11 protein-coding genes are annotated in these 15,685 nt (G+C 64.2%); 4 read left to right on the forward strand and 7 right to left on the reverse strand.

The genetic code is table 11. The features are described from left to right. Positions 1 to 35: 35 nt before the first annotated feature. Entirely contained in the window at positions 36 to 2,861 is a 2,826-nt protein-coding gene (locus tag SC1_RS19100) for a TonB-dependent receptor (RefSeq protein ID WP_370568760.1), read from the reverse strand. Between the two features lie 259 nt (positions 2,862 to 3,120). Between SC1_RS19100 and SC1_RS19105 the strand changes: the two genes are divergently transcribed. From SC1_RS19105 to SC1_RS19115, 3 genes are read left to right on the forward strand one after another with little or no spacing between them, the layout of a single operon-like run. Further along, a complete protein-coding gene (locus SC1_RS19105) occupies positions 3,121 to 4,494 on the forward strand; it encodes a polysaccharide lyase family 1 protein (protein ID WP_062186048.1) in 1,374 nt (457 codons plus the stop codon). A 2-nt stretch (positions 4,495 to 4,496) separates the two neighbouring features. Further along, positions 4,497 to 4,898 carry a cupin domain-containing protein gene (locus SC1_RS19110; RefSeq protein WP_062186050.1) on the forward strand — a complete coding sequence of 134 codons (402 nt, stop codon included), beginning with the start codon at positions 4,497 to 4,499 and terminating at the stop codon, positions 4,896 to 4,898. After that, on the forward strand, positions 4,895 to 5,869 hold the full coding sequence (locus SC1_RS19115) for an alpha/beta hydrolase (protein WP_062186051.1): 975 nt from the start codon (positions 4,895 to 4,897) through the stop codon (positions 5,867 to 5,869). Before SC1_RS19110 ends, SC1_RS19115 begins: the two co-directional genes overlap by 4 nt. Here the strand turns inward: SC1_RS19115 and SC1_RS19120 are convergent. Genes SC1_RS19120 through kduI form a run of 4 tightly spaced genes read right to left on the reverse strand, consistent with a single transcriptional unit; the run spans position 5,866 to position 10,063 of the window. Further along, a complete protein-coding gene (locus SC1_RS19120; protein ID WP_062186053.1) occupies positions 5,866 to 7,419 on the reverse strand; it encodes a carboxylesterase/lipase family protein in 1,554 nt (517 codons plus the stop codon). The two genes, SC1_RS19115 and SC1_RS19120, sit on opposite strands and share 4 nt — an antisense overlap. Continuing rightward, a complete protein-coding gene (locus tag SC1_RS19125) occupies positions 7,406 to 8,419 on the reverse strand; it encodes a sugar kinase (RefSeq protein ID WP_062186055.1) in 1,014 nt (337 codons plus the stop codon). The genes SC1_RS19120 and SC1_RS19125 overlap by 14 nt, the downstream gene beginning before the upstream one ends. A 46-nt stretch (positions 8,420 to 8,465) precedes the next feature. Further along, a complete protein-coding gene (kduD, locus tag SC1_RS19130; RefSeq protein WP_062186057.1) occupies positions 8,466 to 9,221 on the reverse strand; it encodes a 2-dehydro-3-deoxy-D-gluconate 5-dehydrogenase KduD in 756 nt (251 codons plus the stop codon). Continuing rightward, complete coding sequence (gene kduI, locus SC1_RS19135) at positions 9,221 to 10,063, reverse strand: 5-dehydro-4-deoxy-D-glucuronate isomerase (protein ID WP_062186060.1); 843 nt, start codon at positions 10,061 to 10,063, stop codon at positions 9,221 to 9,223. Before kduI ends, kduD begins: the two co-directional genes overlap by 1 nt. 170 nt (positions 10,064 to 10,233) lie before the next feature. Between kduI and SC1_RS19140 the strand changes: the two genes are divergently transcribed. Further along, entirely contained in the window at positions 10,234 to 11,289 is a 1,056-nt protein-coding gene (locus SC1_RS19140) for a LacI family DNA-binding transcriptional regulator (protein WP_062186062.1), read from the forward strand. A 3-nt stretch (positions 11,290 to 11,292) separates the two neighbouring features. Here SC1_RS19140 and SC1_RS19145 read toward each other — a convergent pair whose 3' ends face one another. Both SC1_RS19145 and SC1_RS19150 read right to left on the reverse strand, forming a co-directional pair. Beyond that, on the reverse strand, positions 11,293 to 12,972 hold the full coding sequence (locus SC1_RS19145) for a hypothetical protein (protein WP_062186064.1): 1,680 nt from the start codon (positions 12,970 to 12,972) through the stop codon (positions 11,293 to 11,295). 83 nt (positions 12,973 to 13,055) lie between these two features. Continuing rightward, positions 13,056 to 15,665 carry a TonB-dependent receptor gene (locus tag SC1_RS19150; protein WP_193749228.1) on the reverse strand — a complete coding sequence of 870 codons (2,610 nt, stop codon included), beginning with the start codon at positions 15,663 to 15,665 and terminating at the stop codon, positions 13,056 to 13,058. Positions 15,666 to 15,685 lie beyond the last annotated feature (20 nt).

A 15,685-nucleotide genomic window follows, 5' to 3' on the forward strand; every position in this document is an offset into this window, starting at 1 on the left:
GGAAACCGGGCCTCACCGGGACTAACCCATTGGCGTCAGATTTTGACGCGTGCGCCGAACAGGAAGGTGCGGCCGAAGTGGTTGTTCTCGTAATTGCGGTCGGCATCGATATCGGTGAAGCGATAGCGATATTCGTCGGTCAGATTGATGCCCTCGACCGAAATTTCGATATTGTCGGTGATCGCGTAACGGACCGACGCATCGACGTTGATCGTCGAGCCATAGCCTTCGAAGACGTTGCCGGTGCCGCTGTTGGCGTCGGCATAGCGGCTGCGATAGCTGACCGAGGCACGCGCGCTGAACTTGCCGTCGTCATAATAGAGCGTGCCGTTATAGGCGCGCTTCGACAGGTTGAAGAGCGTGCCGTTGCGCACCGCCGACACATTCGCCCCGCCGGGGACGATCGACGGGCCGGCGACCGTATAGTCGGCGTCCGAATCGACGTAGGTCGCGTTCACGATGCCGCCGAAGTTCGACAGGAAGCCCGGCAGGAATTTGAACGGTGCTTGCAACGAGACTTCGATGCCTTTCAGCTTTGCACCTTCGCCGTTGCCGATCGAGGTGATCGTCCACAATTGGCCTTCGGGATTGATCGAGCCCGGGCTGCTCGGCGGGATCACCGACGTCGGCAGACCGGTCGATGCGAAAGTCCCGCTCGTCGTCGTCGCGACCGGGAAGCTCGCGATGTCCTTTTTGAACAGCGCGACCGAGAAGATCGACTGCGGCGCGAAATACCATTCGAACGCGAGATCGTAGGAGGTCGCGCGGAACGGGTCGAGGAACGGGTTGCCGTAGTTGATGCGATAGTTGAACCCGTCGACCGACCCGCCCGGGGTCAGGTTGCCGAGCGTCGGACGCGTCATCACATCGGCGACCGCGGCGCGGATGATGATGTCCTCGTGCGGGAAGAGCGCGAGGTTCACCGAAGGCAGCCAGTCCTCATAGCTGCGCTTCACCGTCACCGCCGCGCCGCTGTTCAGCCCGCTCGAGGTCTGCGCGGTGTGAACATAGCGCACGCCCGCGTTGAGTGCGTAACGCAGCCCGCCGAGTTCGCCCTTGGCATCGAACTGCAGATAGCCGCCGGTGACCTCTTCGCGCACGGCGCGATTGTTGCCGGCGTCGACTGCGGCGACACGGTCATAGAGCTTGGTGAAATCGGTCGTCGCGTCGAGGTTGGCGACCAGCCATTCGGTCGTCGTGCCGGACGGTTGCCCCGCCTTGCCGAGCGTGAACAGCTCGGCGAGTGCCGAGGTGACCGGGAAGCCATAGATGGCGGCGGGCCCGAATGCCGACGACGGCGAACAGGCTAGCGTGCCGAGAACGCGGTCGACGCCCCCGTTGCCGCACACCACCGTGTCGCGCGTGAAGGCGATACTGGCGAAGTCGAAGCGACGATAGACGCCGCCCGCCTTCACCGTGAAATCATCGCTGATGTCCCATTCGGTGCGCAACTGGGCGGTGCGGAACTTATTCTCCACCTCCGACGGACGGTCGCGGATTTCGGCAAGCTGGAAGTTCGCCGGATTGGTGACGCTGGTGCCAAAGGTCAGCAGCGGGCGTGCCATGTCGCTATAGTCGTAGCGATAATCCTGCGCATCGCGGTCGTCGAAGACGATCGTCGTTTCGAGCGGGATCGACGCGGTCGATTTCGACAGGCCGCCCAGCAGAGTGAAGCGGAACGTATCGCTGACGTCCTGGTCCCACGTCGCGCCGACCTGCCAGAATTCGGTCTTTGCCTTGCGCAGATAATGTTCTGTGCGCACCCAGGCGTCGTCGAGCGTCGCCGAGATCAGATTATTGTCGTCGTCGATTTCATAGTCGCTGACGTTGATCGAACGTTCGTTGCTGCGCAGCAGCACTTCGGCCCAACGCTCGCGGCGCTGGTGCTTGAAGCTCGAATAAAGACCGTCGATCGAGATTTTGGTCGCATCGCTCGGCGCGAACTGAATCGTCCCGGTGAGGCCGAGGCGTTTCTTGTCGTGCGCGATTTCGCCGTAACGTGGGATACGCGGGTGAAAGGCGAGCGACACGGCATTGCATGCGGCGCTCGGGATATAGGTGCCGCCCGCATTGGCGGCGGTCCAGCAAGGCGTGCCGTCGACCGAGTCGAAGCGCGCCTGCGCCCAGCGAACGCTATTATTGCCGAGTTCGAGCGTCTTCTGGTCCGAATAGGCAGCGGAAACCGCAAAGCCGAGCGTGCCGGCGTCGTTGACCCAGCTCAGCAGCCCCGCAACGCGCGGCCCGACTTTTTCGGAGAGGTCGTTGTAGCTGCCTTGCGCCGACAGCGCCGCGGTGAAGCCACCCTTGCCGGCGAGCGGATTGCCCGTGTTGAGGTCGACCACCGCCCCCAGCGACCCTTCGTCGAGTTCGGCCGACGCGGTCTTGTGGACGACGATCGAGCTGAACAGCTCGGATGCGAAAACGTTGAAATCGAACGCACGGTCGCGGTTCGCCGACGCGCCGTCGGTCGAGGTTGCGACGGTTTCGAGCCCGTTGACGCGAACGCGGGTAAATTGCGAGCCGAGCCCGCGGACGGTGATCCCGCGGCCTTCGCCGCCGTCGCGCTGGATCGTGATGCCGGGAATGCGCTGCAGCGATTCGGCGAGGTTCTGGTCAGGGAATTTGGCGATATCTTCGGCGACGATCGCATCGACCGCAGCAACCGACTCGCGCTTGACGTTGAGCGCAGCGCCGAGCGACGCACGAAAGCCGGTGACGACGATCTCGTCTGCGCTGGCTACGGGTTCGTCGGCGGCTGTGACGTCCTGCGCCCAGGCCGGCGCGGCCGCGATTACGGCAAGCGATGCACCGCACGCCAGCCGGGTCAAAGTGCGAATGCTCCGCATTGCATGAATTGCCATTATCATCCTCCCTTATCGCCCCGTTGCCCCCGCTCGCGCAAGGAATGACACCGGTTACTTTGTTGGACAAAGCGATTTGGCACACCGCTTCGTCCGTCGATTTTTCAGAGAGTGAGATGGCCCGCCGCGTGTCGCGACGAACCGGATCAGACCCTCTCCCTTGGAAATATTTTCTCGTTGACCGATTGGGGTAACCGGTGTCAGAAAGATTGCGGATTGCGACGAACATGTCAATACCCCAATGATGAGGAGAGATGGGATGGCCAAAAAGCCCTGGATAACTGCGCTTTTTCTAGCCCTTAGCCTGTCATCGGGCTCGGCGATCGCGGCCGATGCGGCGCCGCTGGCCTTTCCGGGCGCGGTCGGTCCTGCGGCACAGACCCCAGGCGGACGCGGCGGACAGATATTGCGCGTGACCACGCTCGCCCCCGATGGTCCGGGGTCGCTGAAGGCCGCGATCGAGACGCCGGGGCCGCGTATCATCGTGTTCGAGGTCGGCGGCGTGATCGACATGGGCCGCACGACAATCGAGATCCAACATCCGTTCCTGACCATCGCCGGCCAGACCGCACCCGGCCCCGGCGTCACGCTGATCCGCACAGGGATCGATGTGAAGACGCACGACGTCGTGATGCGCCATTTGCGCATCTATACCGGCGTCGACGGCCAGCCGAAGCGCAGCGGGTGGGAAGCCGACACGTTTTCGACCGTCGCGGCGCATAATGTCATCGTCGATCATTGCACGCTCATGTGGGGGATCGACGAGAATATGTCGGCCTCCGGCCCGCGTTTCACCGGCAAGAATGTCGATGAGTGGCGGCGGGGCACGAGCCACAACATCACCTTTTCGAACAATCTGGCGGCCGAAGGCCTCGCCGATGCCAGCCATCCGAAGGGCGAGCATAGCAAAGGGTCGCTGATCCACGACAATGCCACGGGCATCGTCTTCTATCGCAATGTCTGGGCGCATAATGTCGAGCGCAACCCGCTGATCAAGGGCGGCGGACAGGCGCTGATGATCAACAATCTGATCTATAATCCACAGCATCGCGCGGTGCATTATAACCTGATGAATCTCGAATGGGTCGGGCACGACTATGTGACCGGACAGATCACCGCGATCGGCAATGTCATGCGCGGCGGCAACGACACCGATCCCGACCTGCCCTTTCTGATGCTCGGCGGCGACGGCGACCTTGAATATTATGGCAAGGACAATCTGGCGGTCGACCGTCACGGCCAGCCGCTGCCCGAGTTCGGCCGTTATGGCGAGACGCAGGCCAAGTTGATCCGTGCCAAGGCGCCGCTCGCGCCGGTCGGAGGCTATAATGTCCTGCCGGTGCGCGACGTCGAAACCTCGGTGCTGTCGACCGCCGGCGCGCGGCCCTGGGCGCGCGACGCCGAAGAGATTCGCGTGCTCTTTTTCGTCGCCGAAGGGCGCGGCGAGGTAATCGACGACGAAAAGGAAGTGAGCGGCTATCCCACGGTCAAGGAGGCGCGCGCGCCTTTTGTCGCAGCCGAGTGGGACCTTGCGACGATGGAACCCAAATCGGGCAGCTATCCCGGCCAGACCGCGCCCATGCCGCAGGAGCATTTGTCGGCACGCGACCGCGCGTCGCGAACGGCTAACTGACGATGAACGCGCTTCTTGCTCTGATACTCGCGAGCGCCGGCGCACCTGCAATGGTCGTGATCGACGAAGCGGCGACGGTCCGCGAAGAGGCGCCGCCGCACGGCGCGATCGGCATGTCGACCGCCTACCGGATCAGCGATTCGGTCCCTGCGCCGCGCAGCTTCGAATTCCGCAAGCGCGCGCTGCATATCGGCGCCGCGATCGGCGTGCATCCGATCGATCATGACGAGATTTATTATGTCGTCTCGGGCACCGGCGTCGTCCATTCGGACGGCGAAGAGAAAGAGCTGAAGGCCGGCATGGCGGCGTGGCTCTACAAGGGCGCCAGGGTCGGCATCCGCCAGACCGGAGGCGCGCCGCTGGTGCTGATCATCGCCTATCCGAACAAGGCCCCCGCACCATGAGCCTCGACCGTCGCGCGCTGCTGACGGCCAGCCTGGCGCTGCCCTTTGCGAGCGCGGCAGCGGGGCAAGCAGTATGGACACGGCCGGCAGGCCTCGCGCCCGATGCAAGCATCGCGCTCTGGCCCGAAGGTCATATCAACCCTCCACCCGGGCTTGTCGAACAGGTCGTACAGCGGAGCCACGATCCGAACGCCAGCGACCGGATGCTGCAAGGCATTACGCGCCCGCGGCTCGACATCTTCCGCCCGGCAAGGCCCAATGGCGCGGCGGTGATCCTCGCGCCCGGCGGCGGCTATCGCTACGTCGTGGTCGACAAGGAAGGTTATGAACTCGCCCGCTGGCTGAGAGCGCGCGGCGTGACCGTCTATGTGCTCTTCTACCGCCTGCCCGGCGACGGCTGGACGAACGGCGCCGACGTGCCGCTCGCCGATGCGCAGCGTGCGGTACGGCTGGTGCGCAGCCGCGCAAAGGCCGACGGGATCGACCCGGCGCGCGTCGCCTTCGGCGGCTTCTCGGCGGGCGGGCAGGTCGCGACGAGCCTGCTTACGCGCTTCGACGCAAAGATTTACGATCCGGTCGATGCCGCCGACGCCTTGCCGGCGCGTCCCGATGCCCTCGGGGCCATCTATCCCGTGGTATCGATGGACCCGGCGATCGCGCATGCGGTGAGCCGCGAGAAACTGATCGGCGCCAACGCCGACGCGGCGCGCGAGAAACTTTACTCGCCCGAACGCAATGTCCGCGCCGACCAGCCGCCGCTGTGGCTGCTCCACGCCGAGGACGACAGCGTCGTGAAGGTCGAGAACAGCGTTCGGCTACGGGAAGCGACGCGCGCCGTTGGAGCATCGGTGGAAGCGCATTTCTTCGAGCGCGGCGAACATGGCTTCGGACTGATGAAGACGGCGGGACTACCCGTTGCAATCTGGCCCGAGCTGCTGTGGAACTGGCTCGGCGGGCACAGGATCGTCTAGCTGCCCGGCTGGATATAGGGCACGCGCGCGAACAGCTCGCGCTCCCATTTTCTCGGATCATTCTCTACGCGGCTCGACGTATCGAAGATCATCGTCCGCCGTTTATCGAGATCATAGGCCGGCCAACCCGGATCACCCGTGCGGGCAAAGCGGACGAAAGCGTCCATGACGCGATCGCTCATCGCCTGCTGCGCGGGGGTCGGATCGGGGATCGTGCCGAAGCTGAGCGCGATATCGTCGGCATGTTTCGCGCCCTCGAAATCGAGCTGGTAGACGAAGCCCGGATGACCCGCGCGTGCGCGCGCTTCGGCCTCCTCGACCTGCCCGCGCCAACTGCGCGCGGCAGTGACGATGCGGTGGAACAGCTCGAGCGGCGCGGCCTGCGGATATCGGCTGCGAAACTGGCCGACCACCCACGATGGTTCGATATCGATGCGCATCTCCGGCGCGATCCGCACCGCGAGATTCCCGAAACTCAGGCCCGACAATTGTTTGCCTTCGGGCGCATAGAAGGCGCGCGTTTCCATCACCGTGTTGCCAAGCATCATCGGGATGCCGAGCGACTGCGGCGCGGCGTCGGGCCAGAAGGGGTGGCGCGTCAGATGTTTCATGTCGAGCACCGGGCCCATATAGACGCCGCCGCCAAGGATCGGGTCGGTCGCCGACAGCGCGGCAACGAGCTGCTCGACCGGAGCGGTCGCGGGATCGAAGCCCGTGCCCAGCTTGGCCAGAAACGCCTGCGCCCGCTTTGTCGCGTTGAGCGGGCCCGAGGCAGTGACCTGTTGCCCGCTCATCGTGATCGCCTTGTGAAAAAGCCCCTTGGCTTCAGGCATCGCCATCAGCGTTGCGATCTTCGCACCGCCGCCCGACTGGCCGAAAACGGTGACATTGCCCGGATCGCCGCCGAACGCCGCGATATTTCGCTGCACCCATTTGAGCGCGACGATCAGGTCGAGTTGCCCGGCATTGCCGCTATCGGGGAAACGCGGATCTAGCCCGGCGAGATACAGATAGCCGAGCGCGTTGAGGCGGTGGTTCACGGTGACGACGACGACATCGCCGCGCGCCGCGAGGCTTGCGCCGTCGTTGACCGGGTCGGTGACGCTGCCGGTCGAATAGGCACCGCCGTGGAAATAGACCATGACCGGGCGACGCCCCTCGCCCTCTAGCGACGGTGTCCAGACGTTGAGAAAAAGGCAGTCCTCGGATTGCGGATGATATCGGTCGCCCTGCTGCGGGCACGCCGGGCCGAAGACCATATCCCGGCCCTTCCGCCCGTCAGGCCGCAACGGGGCTTGCGGGTCCGGACCGAATTGCTCGGCCCTGAGCACGGCGACCGGCGCCGCGAAGCGCGCAGCACGCGCATAGCGGATGCCGGCGAAACGATAGGGAAGCCCGCCGCCGCCATTGACGTTTGCATACAGACCATCGGGTGTCTCGATCATCGAAGCCCGATCGTGGCGGGCCTTCGCCGGAAAGGCAGTCGCGACGCCAAGCGCAAGGCCGCCGCCGATCAAAGTACGGCGGCTGACCCGTTCAGCGCCGGACATCGAGCCCGCCGCCGTGGAAGGCGTCGATATCGGCCTGACCAAAGCGGCTCGCGTCGCCCGGCAGCGAATGTTTGAGACAGGTCAGCGCGAGACCGCTTTCAGCCATTGCACGCGCATCGCTGCCCGACAGATGCGCATGGAGGACGCCTGCAGCAAAGGCATCGCCCGCGCCGATGCGGTCGACGATGCCGGTGACGTCGATCTCGGGGGTCTGGTAACCACCATCGCGCAGGTCGACGCGCGCCGCGATGCGGTGATGGTCGGCCGTGGCCGTATGGCGCGCGGTCGAGGCGATCAGTTTGAGGCCCGGGAAGGCTGAGAAACCAGCCTCGGCGGCTTCGCGCCGCCGGTCTTCGCCTTCACCGCTGAAGGCCTTGCCCAGCACAAGCGACAGGTCGCGGTGATTGCCGAACAATATGTCCGCCGAGCCGATCAGTTCCGACAGGATCGTGCGCGGATCGCTGTCCCATGCCTCCCACAGCATCGCACGATAATTGCCGTCGAAGCTGACAGGCACGCCGAGCCGTTTCGCTGCACGTGCCGCCGCGAGCGCGGCTTCGGCAGAGCGCGGCCCGAGCGCGGGGGTGATCCCCGACAGGTGGAGCAGACCCGCGCCCGTAAGCAGCCGGTCGAAATCATAATCCTCGGCACCCGTCGCCGCAAAGCTCGACCCGGCGCGGTCATAGACGATCTCCGACGCGCGCAGCCCCGCCCCGACGCTGAGGAAATAGAGCCCCATTCGTCCCGGCGCATCGGAGACGTCGGAACAATCGACGCCCGCACCCCGCACCGCGGCGACGGCACCGCGGCCCAGCGCATTCGCAGGGACGCGGCTGACCATCGCGCAATCGTGGCCAAGATGGGCGAGACCTATCGCAACGTTCGCCTCGGCGCCCCCGACATGGAGCGCGAGCGACGGCGATTGCATCAGCAATTCGTTGCCGGGCGCAGTCAGGCGGATCAGCAGTTCGCCGAAAAAGACAAGGCGGCCTTCGGTCATCTCACTCCCCGCTCACCCCGTCCGTGCCGGAGGGTGGCCTATATTGTTATCGCGCGAGCCAGCCGCCGTCGACGGCGAGGATATGGCCCTGCACATAGTCCGACGCCGATGACGCGAGGAAGACCGCAGCGCCGCCGATGTCGCTGGGGTCGCCCCAGCGGCCGGCCGGGATGCGCTCCATGATCTGGCGGTTGCGCGTCTCGTCACCCTGCAATGCGGCGGTGTTGTTCGTCGCGATATAGCCGGGCGCGATCGCGTTGACCTGCACGCCCTTCGCCGCCCACTCATTCGCGAGCAGCTTGGTGAGCCCGCCGACCCCCGATTTCGATGCGGTATAGCTCGGCACGCGAATGCCGCCCTGAAAGGTGAGCATCGAGGCGATGTTGATGATCTTGCCCGAACCGCGCGCGATCATGTGACGGCCGACGCTCTGACAGAGGAAGAAGAGCGTCTTCAAATTGGTGTCCATCACCGCGTCCCAGTCGGCCTCGGTGAAATCGACCGCGTCCGCCCGGCGGATGATGCCGGCATTGTTGACGAGGATGTCGATGCGTCCGAATTCGGCGAGCACCGCATCGACGAGCGGCTGCACGGCGCCGACGCTCGACAGGTCGGCGGCGAAATTCTCGCCCTTGCGGCCGAGCCCGCGCACCTTGCCGACGGTCTCGTCGGCGGGGGAACGGCCGGCGGCAGCAATGTCGGCTCCCGCTTCGGCAAGCGCAAGCGCGATCCCCTGCCCGATGCCCGTGTTGGCACCGGTGACGAGCGCAACCTTGCCCGAAAGATCGAACAGGCCCGCCATTACGAAAGCTGACAGATGTCGAGGACGTTCATGTCGGTATAGTCCTGATTCTCGCCCGCCATCGCCCAGATAAAGGCATAGGCCTTGGTGCCCGCGCCCATGTGGATCGACCAGGGCGGGCTGATCACCGCTTCCTCATTCTGCATCACGATGTGACGCGTCGCCTCGCCTTCGCCCATGAAATGCATCACGCGGTCGGTGTCGACATTGTCGAGTTCGAAATAGAAATAGATCTCGCTGCGGCGCTCGTGAATGTGCGGCGGCATCGTGTTCCAGACGCTTCCTTCCTTGAGCACGGTCAGCCCCATGACGAGTTGCGCGCTGTCGCAGACACCCGGAATGACGAGCTGGAAGATCGTGCGCTCGTTCGATTCTGCCAGGCTGCCGCGATCGAGCGCATTGGCGTCGGCGATGCCCAGCTTGCGCGTCGTGAACGCCTTGTGCGCGGGGCACGACGCCAGATAATAGCGCGCGCCGGCACCCGCGAATTCGACGTCCTTCGCACCCATCGTGACATAGAGGCAGTCCTTGTTGCCGAGCGTGAAGCTCTCGCCGTCGACGGTGACGGTGCCTTCCACCGATGACACGTTGACGATCGCGAGCTCGCGGCGTTCGAGGAACGGATGCCCCGCGGCCGACGGCGGCTCGCTCTGCGCGGGCAGCTTGACCGGCGCCGAGCCGACGGCAACGCCGCCGATCACGAAACGGTCGGCGTGGGTATAGTTGAGGACGCACTCGCCCTCACGGAACAGGTTCTGGATCAGGTAGCGATCGCGCAGTTCGGCGTTCGACACCTCTTCCATCATTACGGGATGGGTGGCGTAATAGGTCTTGGAAAACATGGGATCGCATCCTCGCTCGATATTTCTGGCTTGCTGCCTTGCTAGATTTGATGGTAACCGGTGTCAAGAGGTGTTGGCACCCCCGCCGGGCGGTTGATTTTACGCTTTCGAGCGCCCATCTGCAGGGAAAGCGCGAGCCGGGCCAGAGGCTTGCAGGGGAAAGACAGAATATGGCGGCACAGAATAAGGGGCCGGGGAGCAAGCAACCGACGATCAACGACGTCGCAGCGCTTGCAGGGGTTTCGAAAAAGACCGTGAGCCGGGTGATCAACCGCTCCGAATTCCTGACCGACAAGACGCGCGCGGCTGTCGAAAAGGCGATCGAGCAGCTTGGCTTCGTCCCCAATCCGCAGGCACGCGCGCTCGCCTTTCGCCGGAATTTCCTGATCGCGCTGCTGCACGACAATCCGAATGCGCAGACCGTGCTCAATTTTCAGCGCGGCGTGCTCGACGCGATCAAGGACAGCGATCTTGCGCTGCTCGTCCGTCCGGTCGATCGCGGGTCGGACAAGATGCTCGACGATGTCCGCACTTTCCTGGAAAAACAGCGCCCGATCGGCGCGATGTTGCTGCCGCCGATTTCTGAGAATGACGATCTTGCCGCGCTCTGCGAGGATCTTGGCGTGCGTTACGTGCGCATCGGGTCGGCGCGGATCGACGATGCGAAGCATTGTATCTCGTCGAACGACCGCGAGGTGGTTGCCGAGGCGGTGCGCGGGCTGGTCGCTCTCGGCCATCGCCGGATCGGTTTCGTGCGCGGCCCCGTCGGCTTCCGTTCGGCGGCCGAGCGCGAAGAGGGTTTCCGCGAGGCGCTGGCCGAGGCAGGGCTCGACCTGCCCGCCGAACTTTATGCGCCGGGCAACTACCGCTATACCGCCGGGATCGAGGCCGGTGAGGCGTTGCTTTCGCTGCCCGCGCCGCCGACCGCGGTCTTCTGCTCGAACGACGAGATGGCGGCGGGCGTGATGAGCGTTGCGCACGGAAAGGGAATCAAGGTTCCCGGCGAATTGTCCATTATCGGCTTCGACGACAGTCCGACGGCGACGCATATCTGGCCCGCGCTCAGCACGGTGCGCTGGCCGATCCGCGAGATGGGCATCCGCGCCGCGCAGACGCTCGTCCCCGACTTCCTCAGTCCGGGCACCAAGGGCGGCGACGATGAGAGCAACGTCCTCGCCTCGACCTTCGTCGAGCGGCAGTCGGTCGCGCCGCCGCCGGGGCGCTAATCCTCAGCGCCGCCGGCGCGCGAGCTGATATTCGTAAAGCGACGGCGCCGCATCGACCGCCTGCCCCGTCCCCTCGATATAGGGCGCGGGATCATAGCTGACCGTGATATTGCGGTTCGCATGCAGCCCGACGATCCGCTCGCCCGGACCTTCGAGGCCGCTCGTGATCGCAACCGTGGCATCGGCGGGCACGCTTTCGGGCACCACCAGCTTTGCATTCCACAGCGTGTTGTAGAGCCCATGCCCCGGCTTCCAATAGGGTGCGCCGCCGCCGACCCACAGCTGGTAATGCCAGCCGTCCTTGCCCTGCTTCGGATCGATATGCATCTCGATCGCGTCGAACAGATTCTGATGGTTCGATCCGCTGTGCTGATCGATGATCGCCTCCTTGTCGACGACCGAACGCAGGAAGACCGAACGCGTCGAACGCGTGTTGATGCTCACCGGGTGAACGACCGGATTCTCGACCTTCAGATCCTTGACCAGCACATTGTGCACGGCGCCGACATGCACCGAATAATGCGCGCGGCGGTCGCCCGTCGTCGTGATGTCGGCGATCGTCAGGCTCGCGGCATTGTCGGTCAGGATGCCGCTGTCCGCGCGGTCGATCGTCAGCTTTTTGACCCAGCCGTCGAACACGCCGGTCATATAGATGCCGTTATAGCCCTGCTCGAGATGATGGCCGAACGCTGGCGCCTCGGGGAATTGCAGCCGCAGATTCTGGATGCCGACATTCGAAAGATGCGTCCAGTCGGCGACGACCGCGGGCTGGTCCGCACGGACATCGTGAAGCAATGGATCGCCGAGCGTGACCGTCTTGCCGCGCACCGCCGCGACGCGCGTCGCCTGCGCGACCACCGGCCGGTTCGGGAAGGTCCAATGATGCGAGCCGATCGGCAGGTCGGTATCGCCATAGAGCGATTTCAATATCTGGCTTTTGGGTCCGTCAACCGAGAACCATTGTAGCTGCACGACATCGCCGACCTTAAGCTTCGATGCATCGTTTACCGTCAGCGTTCGCGCGAATTGCTTGCCCGATACACCGTTGGCGAGCACCGGGTCGCGGACATCCTTTGTCCCGTCATAAGAGACCGGCCGGCCGCCCGCCGGCGCGACAAAGATCATCCCGCCCGCCCAGGTATATTCGGTGAACAGATAGTCGATATTATGCTCGGGCTCGACCTGCTGCTTCTTCTCGCGCACCAGATATTCGCGCAGCTCGTCATAATCGTGGCTTTTGTCGATCAGCTTCAGCGGCCGCGGGAACCAGAGTTCGCTGCCGCCCGCGCCATTGCCCGCACCGTCCAGGGTGATGTCGCTGCGCGTGATGCGCAACACTTCGGTGATCTGTATGCGCCCCTTCGGGAAACGCAGCGTCACCTTGCCCTTCACCGCATTTGCTGCGGCGAGCGCGCGCAGCACCGCCTTGCTATCGTCGAGCCCATCGTCGGGGATCGCGCCATGATCGGTCACGTCGATGATCGTGCCCGCATCGGCGGGGATCGGCGCCACCCCGAAGCCATAACCGGCGTAGCTGAAGTCGGGCAGCGGGTTTGCCGCCGCCGTCGCAGGGTCCGACAGGATTTTGGGCATTTTCGCCGGTTGCGCCTGAACTGGTAGAGTGAGCGCCGCGCCGAGCGCCAGAACCGAAACAAGGCGCGCGCGCCGATCACCCGAAACCATAATCCGATACACTCCTTGTGATCCGGTGGACCGGCGGCGCACGACCCGAAAAAAGGTCGGGGCCGCCGGTCCGGGGACCTCTTTTAAAACTTCGCGCGCACGCCGACGGAGAAACGCCGCTCGGACAGGGCATAGCTGTTGAGCGCGGTCGTGTTGAAATTGCTATACTCGGTCGTCGCGGATTTCTTGGGCATCAGATTCTGTGCCTGGAGCGACAGCGCGATATTCTTCGTGATGTCGACCCCGACCTGCGCGTCGAGCTGCGAGCGCGAGCCGACGAAGCTCGGCCGGCCTTCGGAGAATTCGAACACCGCCTCGTCGCGGTAGTTATACGCGATGCGCGCCGAGAAGGGGCCCTTCTCATACAGGCCGACGAGGTTGTAGCTGTTCTTCGACACCGCGACGAGCGGGAAGCCCGCGCTGTCCTCCGAATCCGAATAGGTGTAGTTTGCGATCACGCCGAAACCGTCGAGCGGCGAGGGCAGGAAGTCGAGGAACTGCTGGATGCCGATTTCGAAGCCCTTGATCTTCGCGCTCGACAGATTTTCGGGGCGCGAGAAAGTCAGTTCACGCCCCTGCGGGTCGAGCGTCGTGTCGACGCCGGTGGTCACAAAGCTCGCGATGAAATTTTTGACGTCCTTGTAGAAGACCGCGCCCGAGATCAGCGAACTTTTGCCCGTATAATATTCGAAGCTGATATCGGCCTGCGTCGAGATCGGCGGCTCCAGATTCACATTGCCCCCGGTGACCGAAAGGTTGGTCGCGTTGAAGAAGGTCGAGGGTGCAAGGTCGGCGATCGACGCGCGTTGCATCGTCTGCGATCCCGACACGCGGATCAGGAAGTCGTCGCTGACGTTGAACGCGATATTCGCGCTGGGCAGTATGTTCGTATAGCGATTCTTGTCGGTGCGCAGCGTGCTGACGGTGCCGACATTGACATAGCTGTCGACCGACAGCCGCGTCGATGCGATGCGCACGCCGGCGTTCGCCTTATACGGGATCCCGGCAATCTCGCCCTCGCCCGACACCATCAGGTAACCGGCGAGCGTCTTTTCGCTGAAATCATAATCGCGCTGGAGATTGGGCAGCAGGGTCGAGCGGCCGTTCGCATTCGGATTGGGTTCGGCGGCCTGCGCACGGTTGAACACGTAGTCGAATGTCGGCGCGGTGCTCAGAAAGCTGCGCGGGAAGGTTCCCGGAATATCCGACAGGAAATCGCCCGCATCGACGAGCTTCAGATAGGGCTCGATCTCGGCGCGGGTCGGAGTGACTTGGCTGCGGAAGGCATTCGAGCGCGCATGGAGGTCTGTATAGCGGACCCCCGCGGCAATCGTGACGCCGCCGGTTTCGTAGCTGACGTCGAGCTTCCCCGTATATTCGTCGAGCAGGCCGATAAGGCGATTGCTGCGTACCCCGTTCGTGGCCGGGTTGTACGACGCATAGCTGGTCGGGTTGAACGGCCCGGTCAGCGTCAGCGACGGGATGGTGGTGTCGCGGAAATCGAATGCGCCCGGAACCAGCGCGGTCCCCTGCAAGGTGATGATCTGGATCGTCTGGTCGATCGTACCCTTGCTGTAATAGCCGTCGGCTTCGATCGTCAGCCCGTTGTCGCCCTCATATTTGCCGTTGAGGCCATAGAGGAAGCTTTCGGTCGGCTCGTTGCGGATCTGCCCAGCGGTGGTGACGGTGCCATTGGCGTTGCCCGCGACGACCACGCCGTCCTCGACGATGCGGTTGGTGACGGGGTTGGCACCGGTGGGCAGGCGGAAAGCGAAAAAGTCCTGCCGCCGACCGGTCTTGAGCTTCGAATAAAGCGCATCGGCGGTAATCGTGAATTCCGGCGTCACCTCGAACTGAATCGCGCCGTTGAGGCCGAGGCGCGAACGGTCGACCGTGAATTCCTCATATTGCAGCAGCACCGGGGTCGGGACCACGCCGCCACCGGTGCCGGTGTAGGTGCGGTTGAGGAAATTGTTACGCTCGAACGTCTGTGTCTTCGACGTGCGCTTCTGATATTCGCCCGCGATCATCACGCCGATCCGGTCGTCGGCGAATTTGGTCGTCGCAAAACCCGTGATCGCGGGTTCGAACTTGTCGCTGTTTTCCGAATAGACGCCCTGCGCACGGACCGAGATCGTCGGCTCCTTGAACGACAGCGGCTTCGGCGTGACGAGGTTCACGGTGCCGCCCAGCCCACCCTCGGCGTTGCTCGCGAGCGGCGACTTGCGGACTTCGAGGCGGCCGAACAGGCTGGATGGCACCGAATCGAGGCCCGACGAGCGTCCGAGCTGGTCGTTCTCGGGCGGCGACAGGCGGGCCGACCAGCCGAGCAGCGTGCGGCCGTCGACTTCGACGCGGACCTGCTGAAGACCACGCACCGAGACCGATTGACCCTCGCCGAAGACGCGGGTGATCTGGACGCCGGTCACGCGCTGCAGCGCTTCGGCGACGTTCGCGTCAGGAAGCTTGCCGACATCCTCGGCGGTGATGACGTCCATCACCTGCTCGGCTTCGCGCTTGATATCGGCTGCGCGTTCGAGCGAGGCACGGATGCCGGTGACGACGATCGCGTCGTCGTCCGCCGGGGGCGCCGCATCCTGTGCGTGTGCCGGCGACATCGCCAGCACCGCGAGCGATGCGCCGCCCGCCAATTTCGCCAATGTCCGGATACCCCGCCTTGCCTGAATCGCCATTTTCATCCTCCCACGCCGGC

Source organism: Sphingopyxis sp. C-1, assembly GCF_001047015.1.
Taxonomy (GTDB): domain Bacteria; phylum Pseudomonadota; class Alphaproteobacteria; order Sphingomonadales; family Sphingomonadaceae; genus Sphingopyxis.

What these genes read in the sequence shown, in the direction of transcription:
- SC1_RS19100 (WP_370568760.1), bottom strand. Translation starts at nt 2,861, where the DNA reads ATGGCAATTCATGCAATGCGGAGCATTCGCACTTTGACCCGGCTGGCG.
- SC1_RS19105 (WP_062186048.1), top strand. Translation starts at nt 3,121, where the DNA reads ATGGCCAAAAAGCCCTGGATAACTGCGCTTTTTCTAGCCCTTAGCCTG.
- SC1_RS19110 (WP_062186050.1), top strand. Translation starts at nt 4,497, where the DNA reads ATGAACGCGCTTCTTGCTCTGATACTCGCGAGCGCCGGCGCACCTGCA.
- SC1_RS19115 (WP_062186051.1), top strand. Translation starts at nt 4,895, where the DNA reads ATGAGCCTCGACCGTCGCGCGCTGCTGACGGCCAGCCTGGCGCTGCCC.
- SC1_RS19120 (WP_062186053.1), bottom strand. Translation starts at nt 7,419, where the DNA reads ATGTCCGGCGCTGAACGGGTCAGCCGCCGTACTTTGATCGGCGGCGGC.
- SC1_RS19125 (WP_062186055.1), bottom strand. Translation starts at nt 8,419, where the DNA reads ATGACCGAAGGCCGCCTTGTCTTTTTCGGCGAACTGCTGATCCGCCTG.
- kduD (WP_062186057.1), bottom strand. Translation starts at nt 9,221, where the DNA reads ATGGCGGGCCTGTTCGATCTTTCGGGCAAGGTTGCGCTCGTCACCGGT.
- kduI (WP_062186060.1), bottom strand. Translation starts at nt 10,063, where the DNA reads ATGTTTTCCAAGACCTATTACGCCACCCATCCCGTAATGATGGAAGAG.
- SC1_RS19140 (WP_062186062.1), top strand. Translation starts at nt 10,234, where the DNA reads ATGGCGGCACAGAATAAGGGGCCGGGGAGCAAGCAACCGACGATCAAC.
- SC1_RS19145 (WP_062186064.1), bottom strand. Translation starts at nt 12,972, where the DNA reads ATGGTTTCGGGTGATCGGCGCGCGCGCCTTGTTTCGGTTCTGGCGCTC.
- SC1_RS19150 (WP_193749228.1), bottom strand. Translation starts at nt 15,665, where the DNA reads ATGGCGATTCAGGCAAGGCGGGGTATCCGGACATTGGCGAAATTGGCG.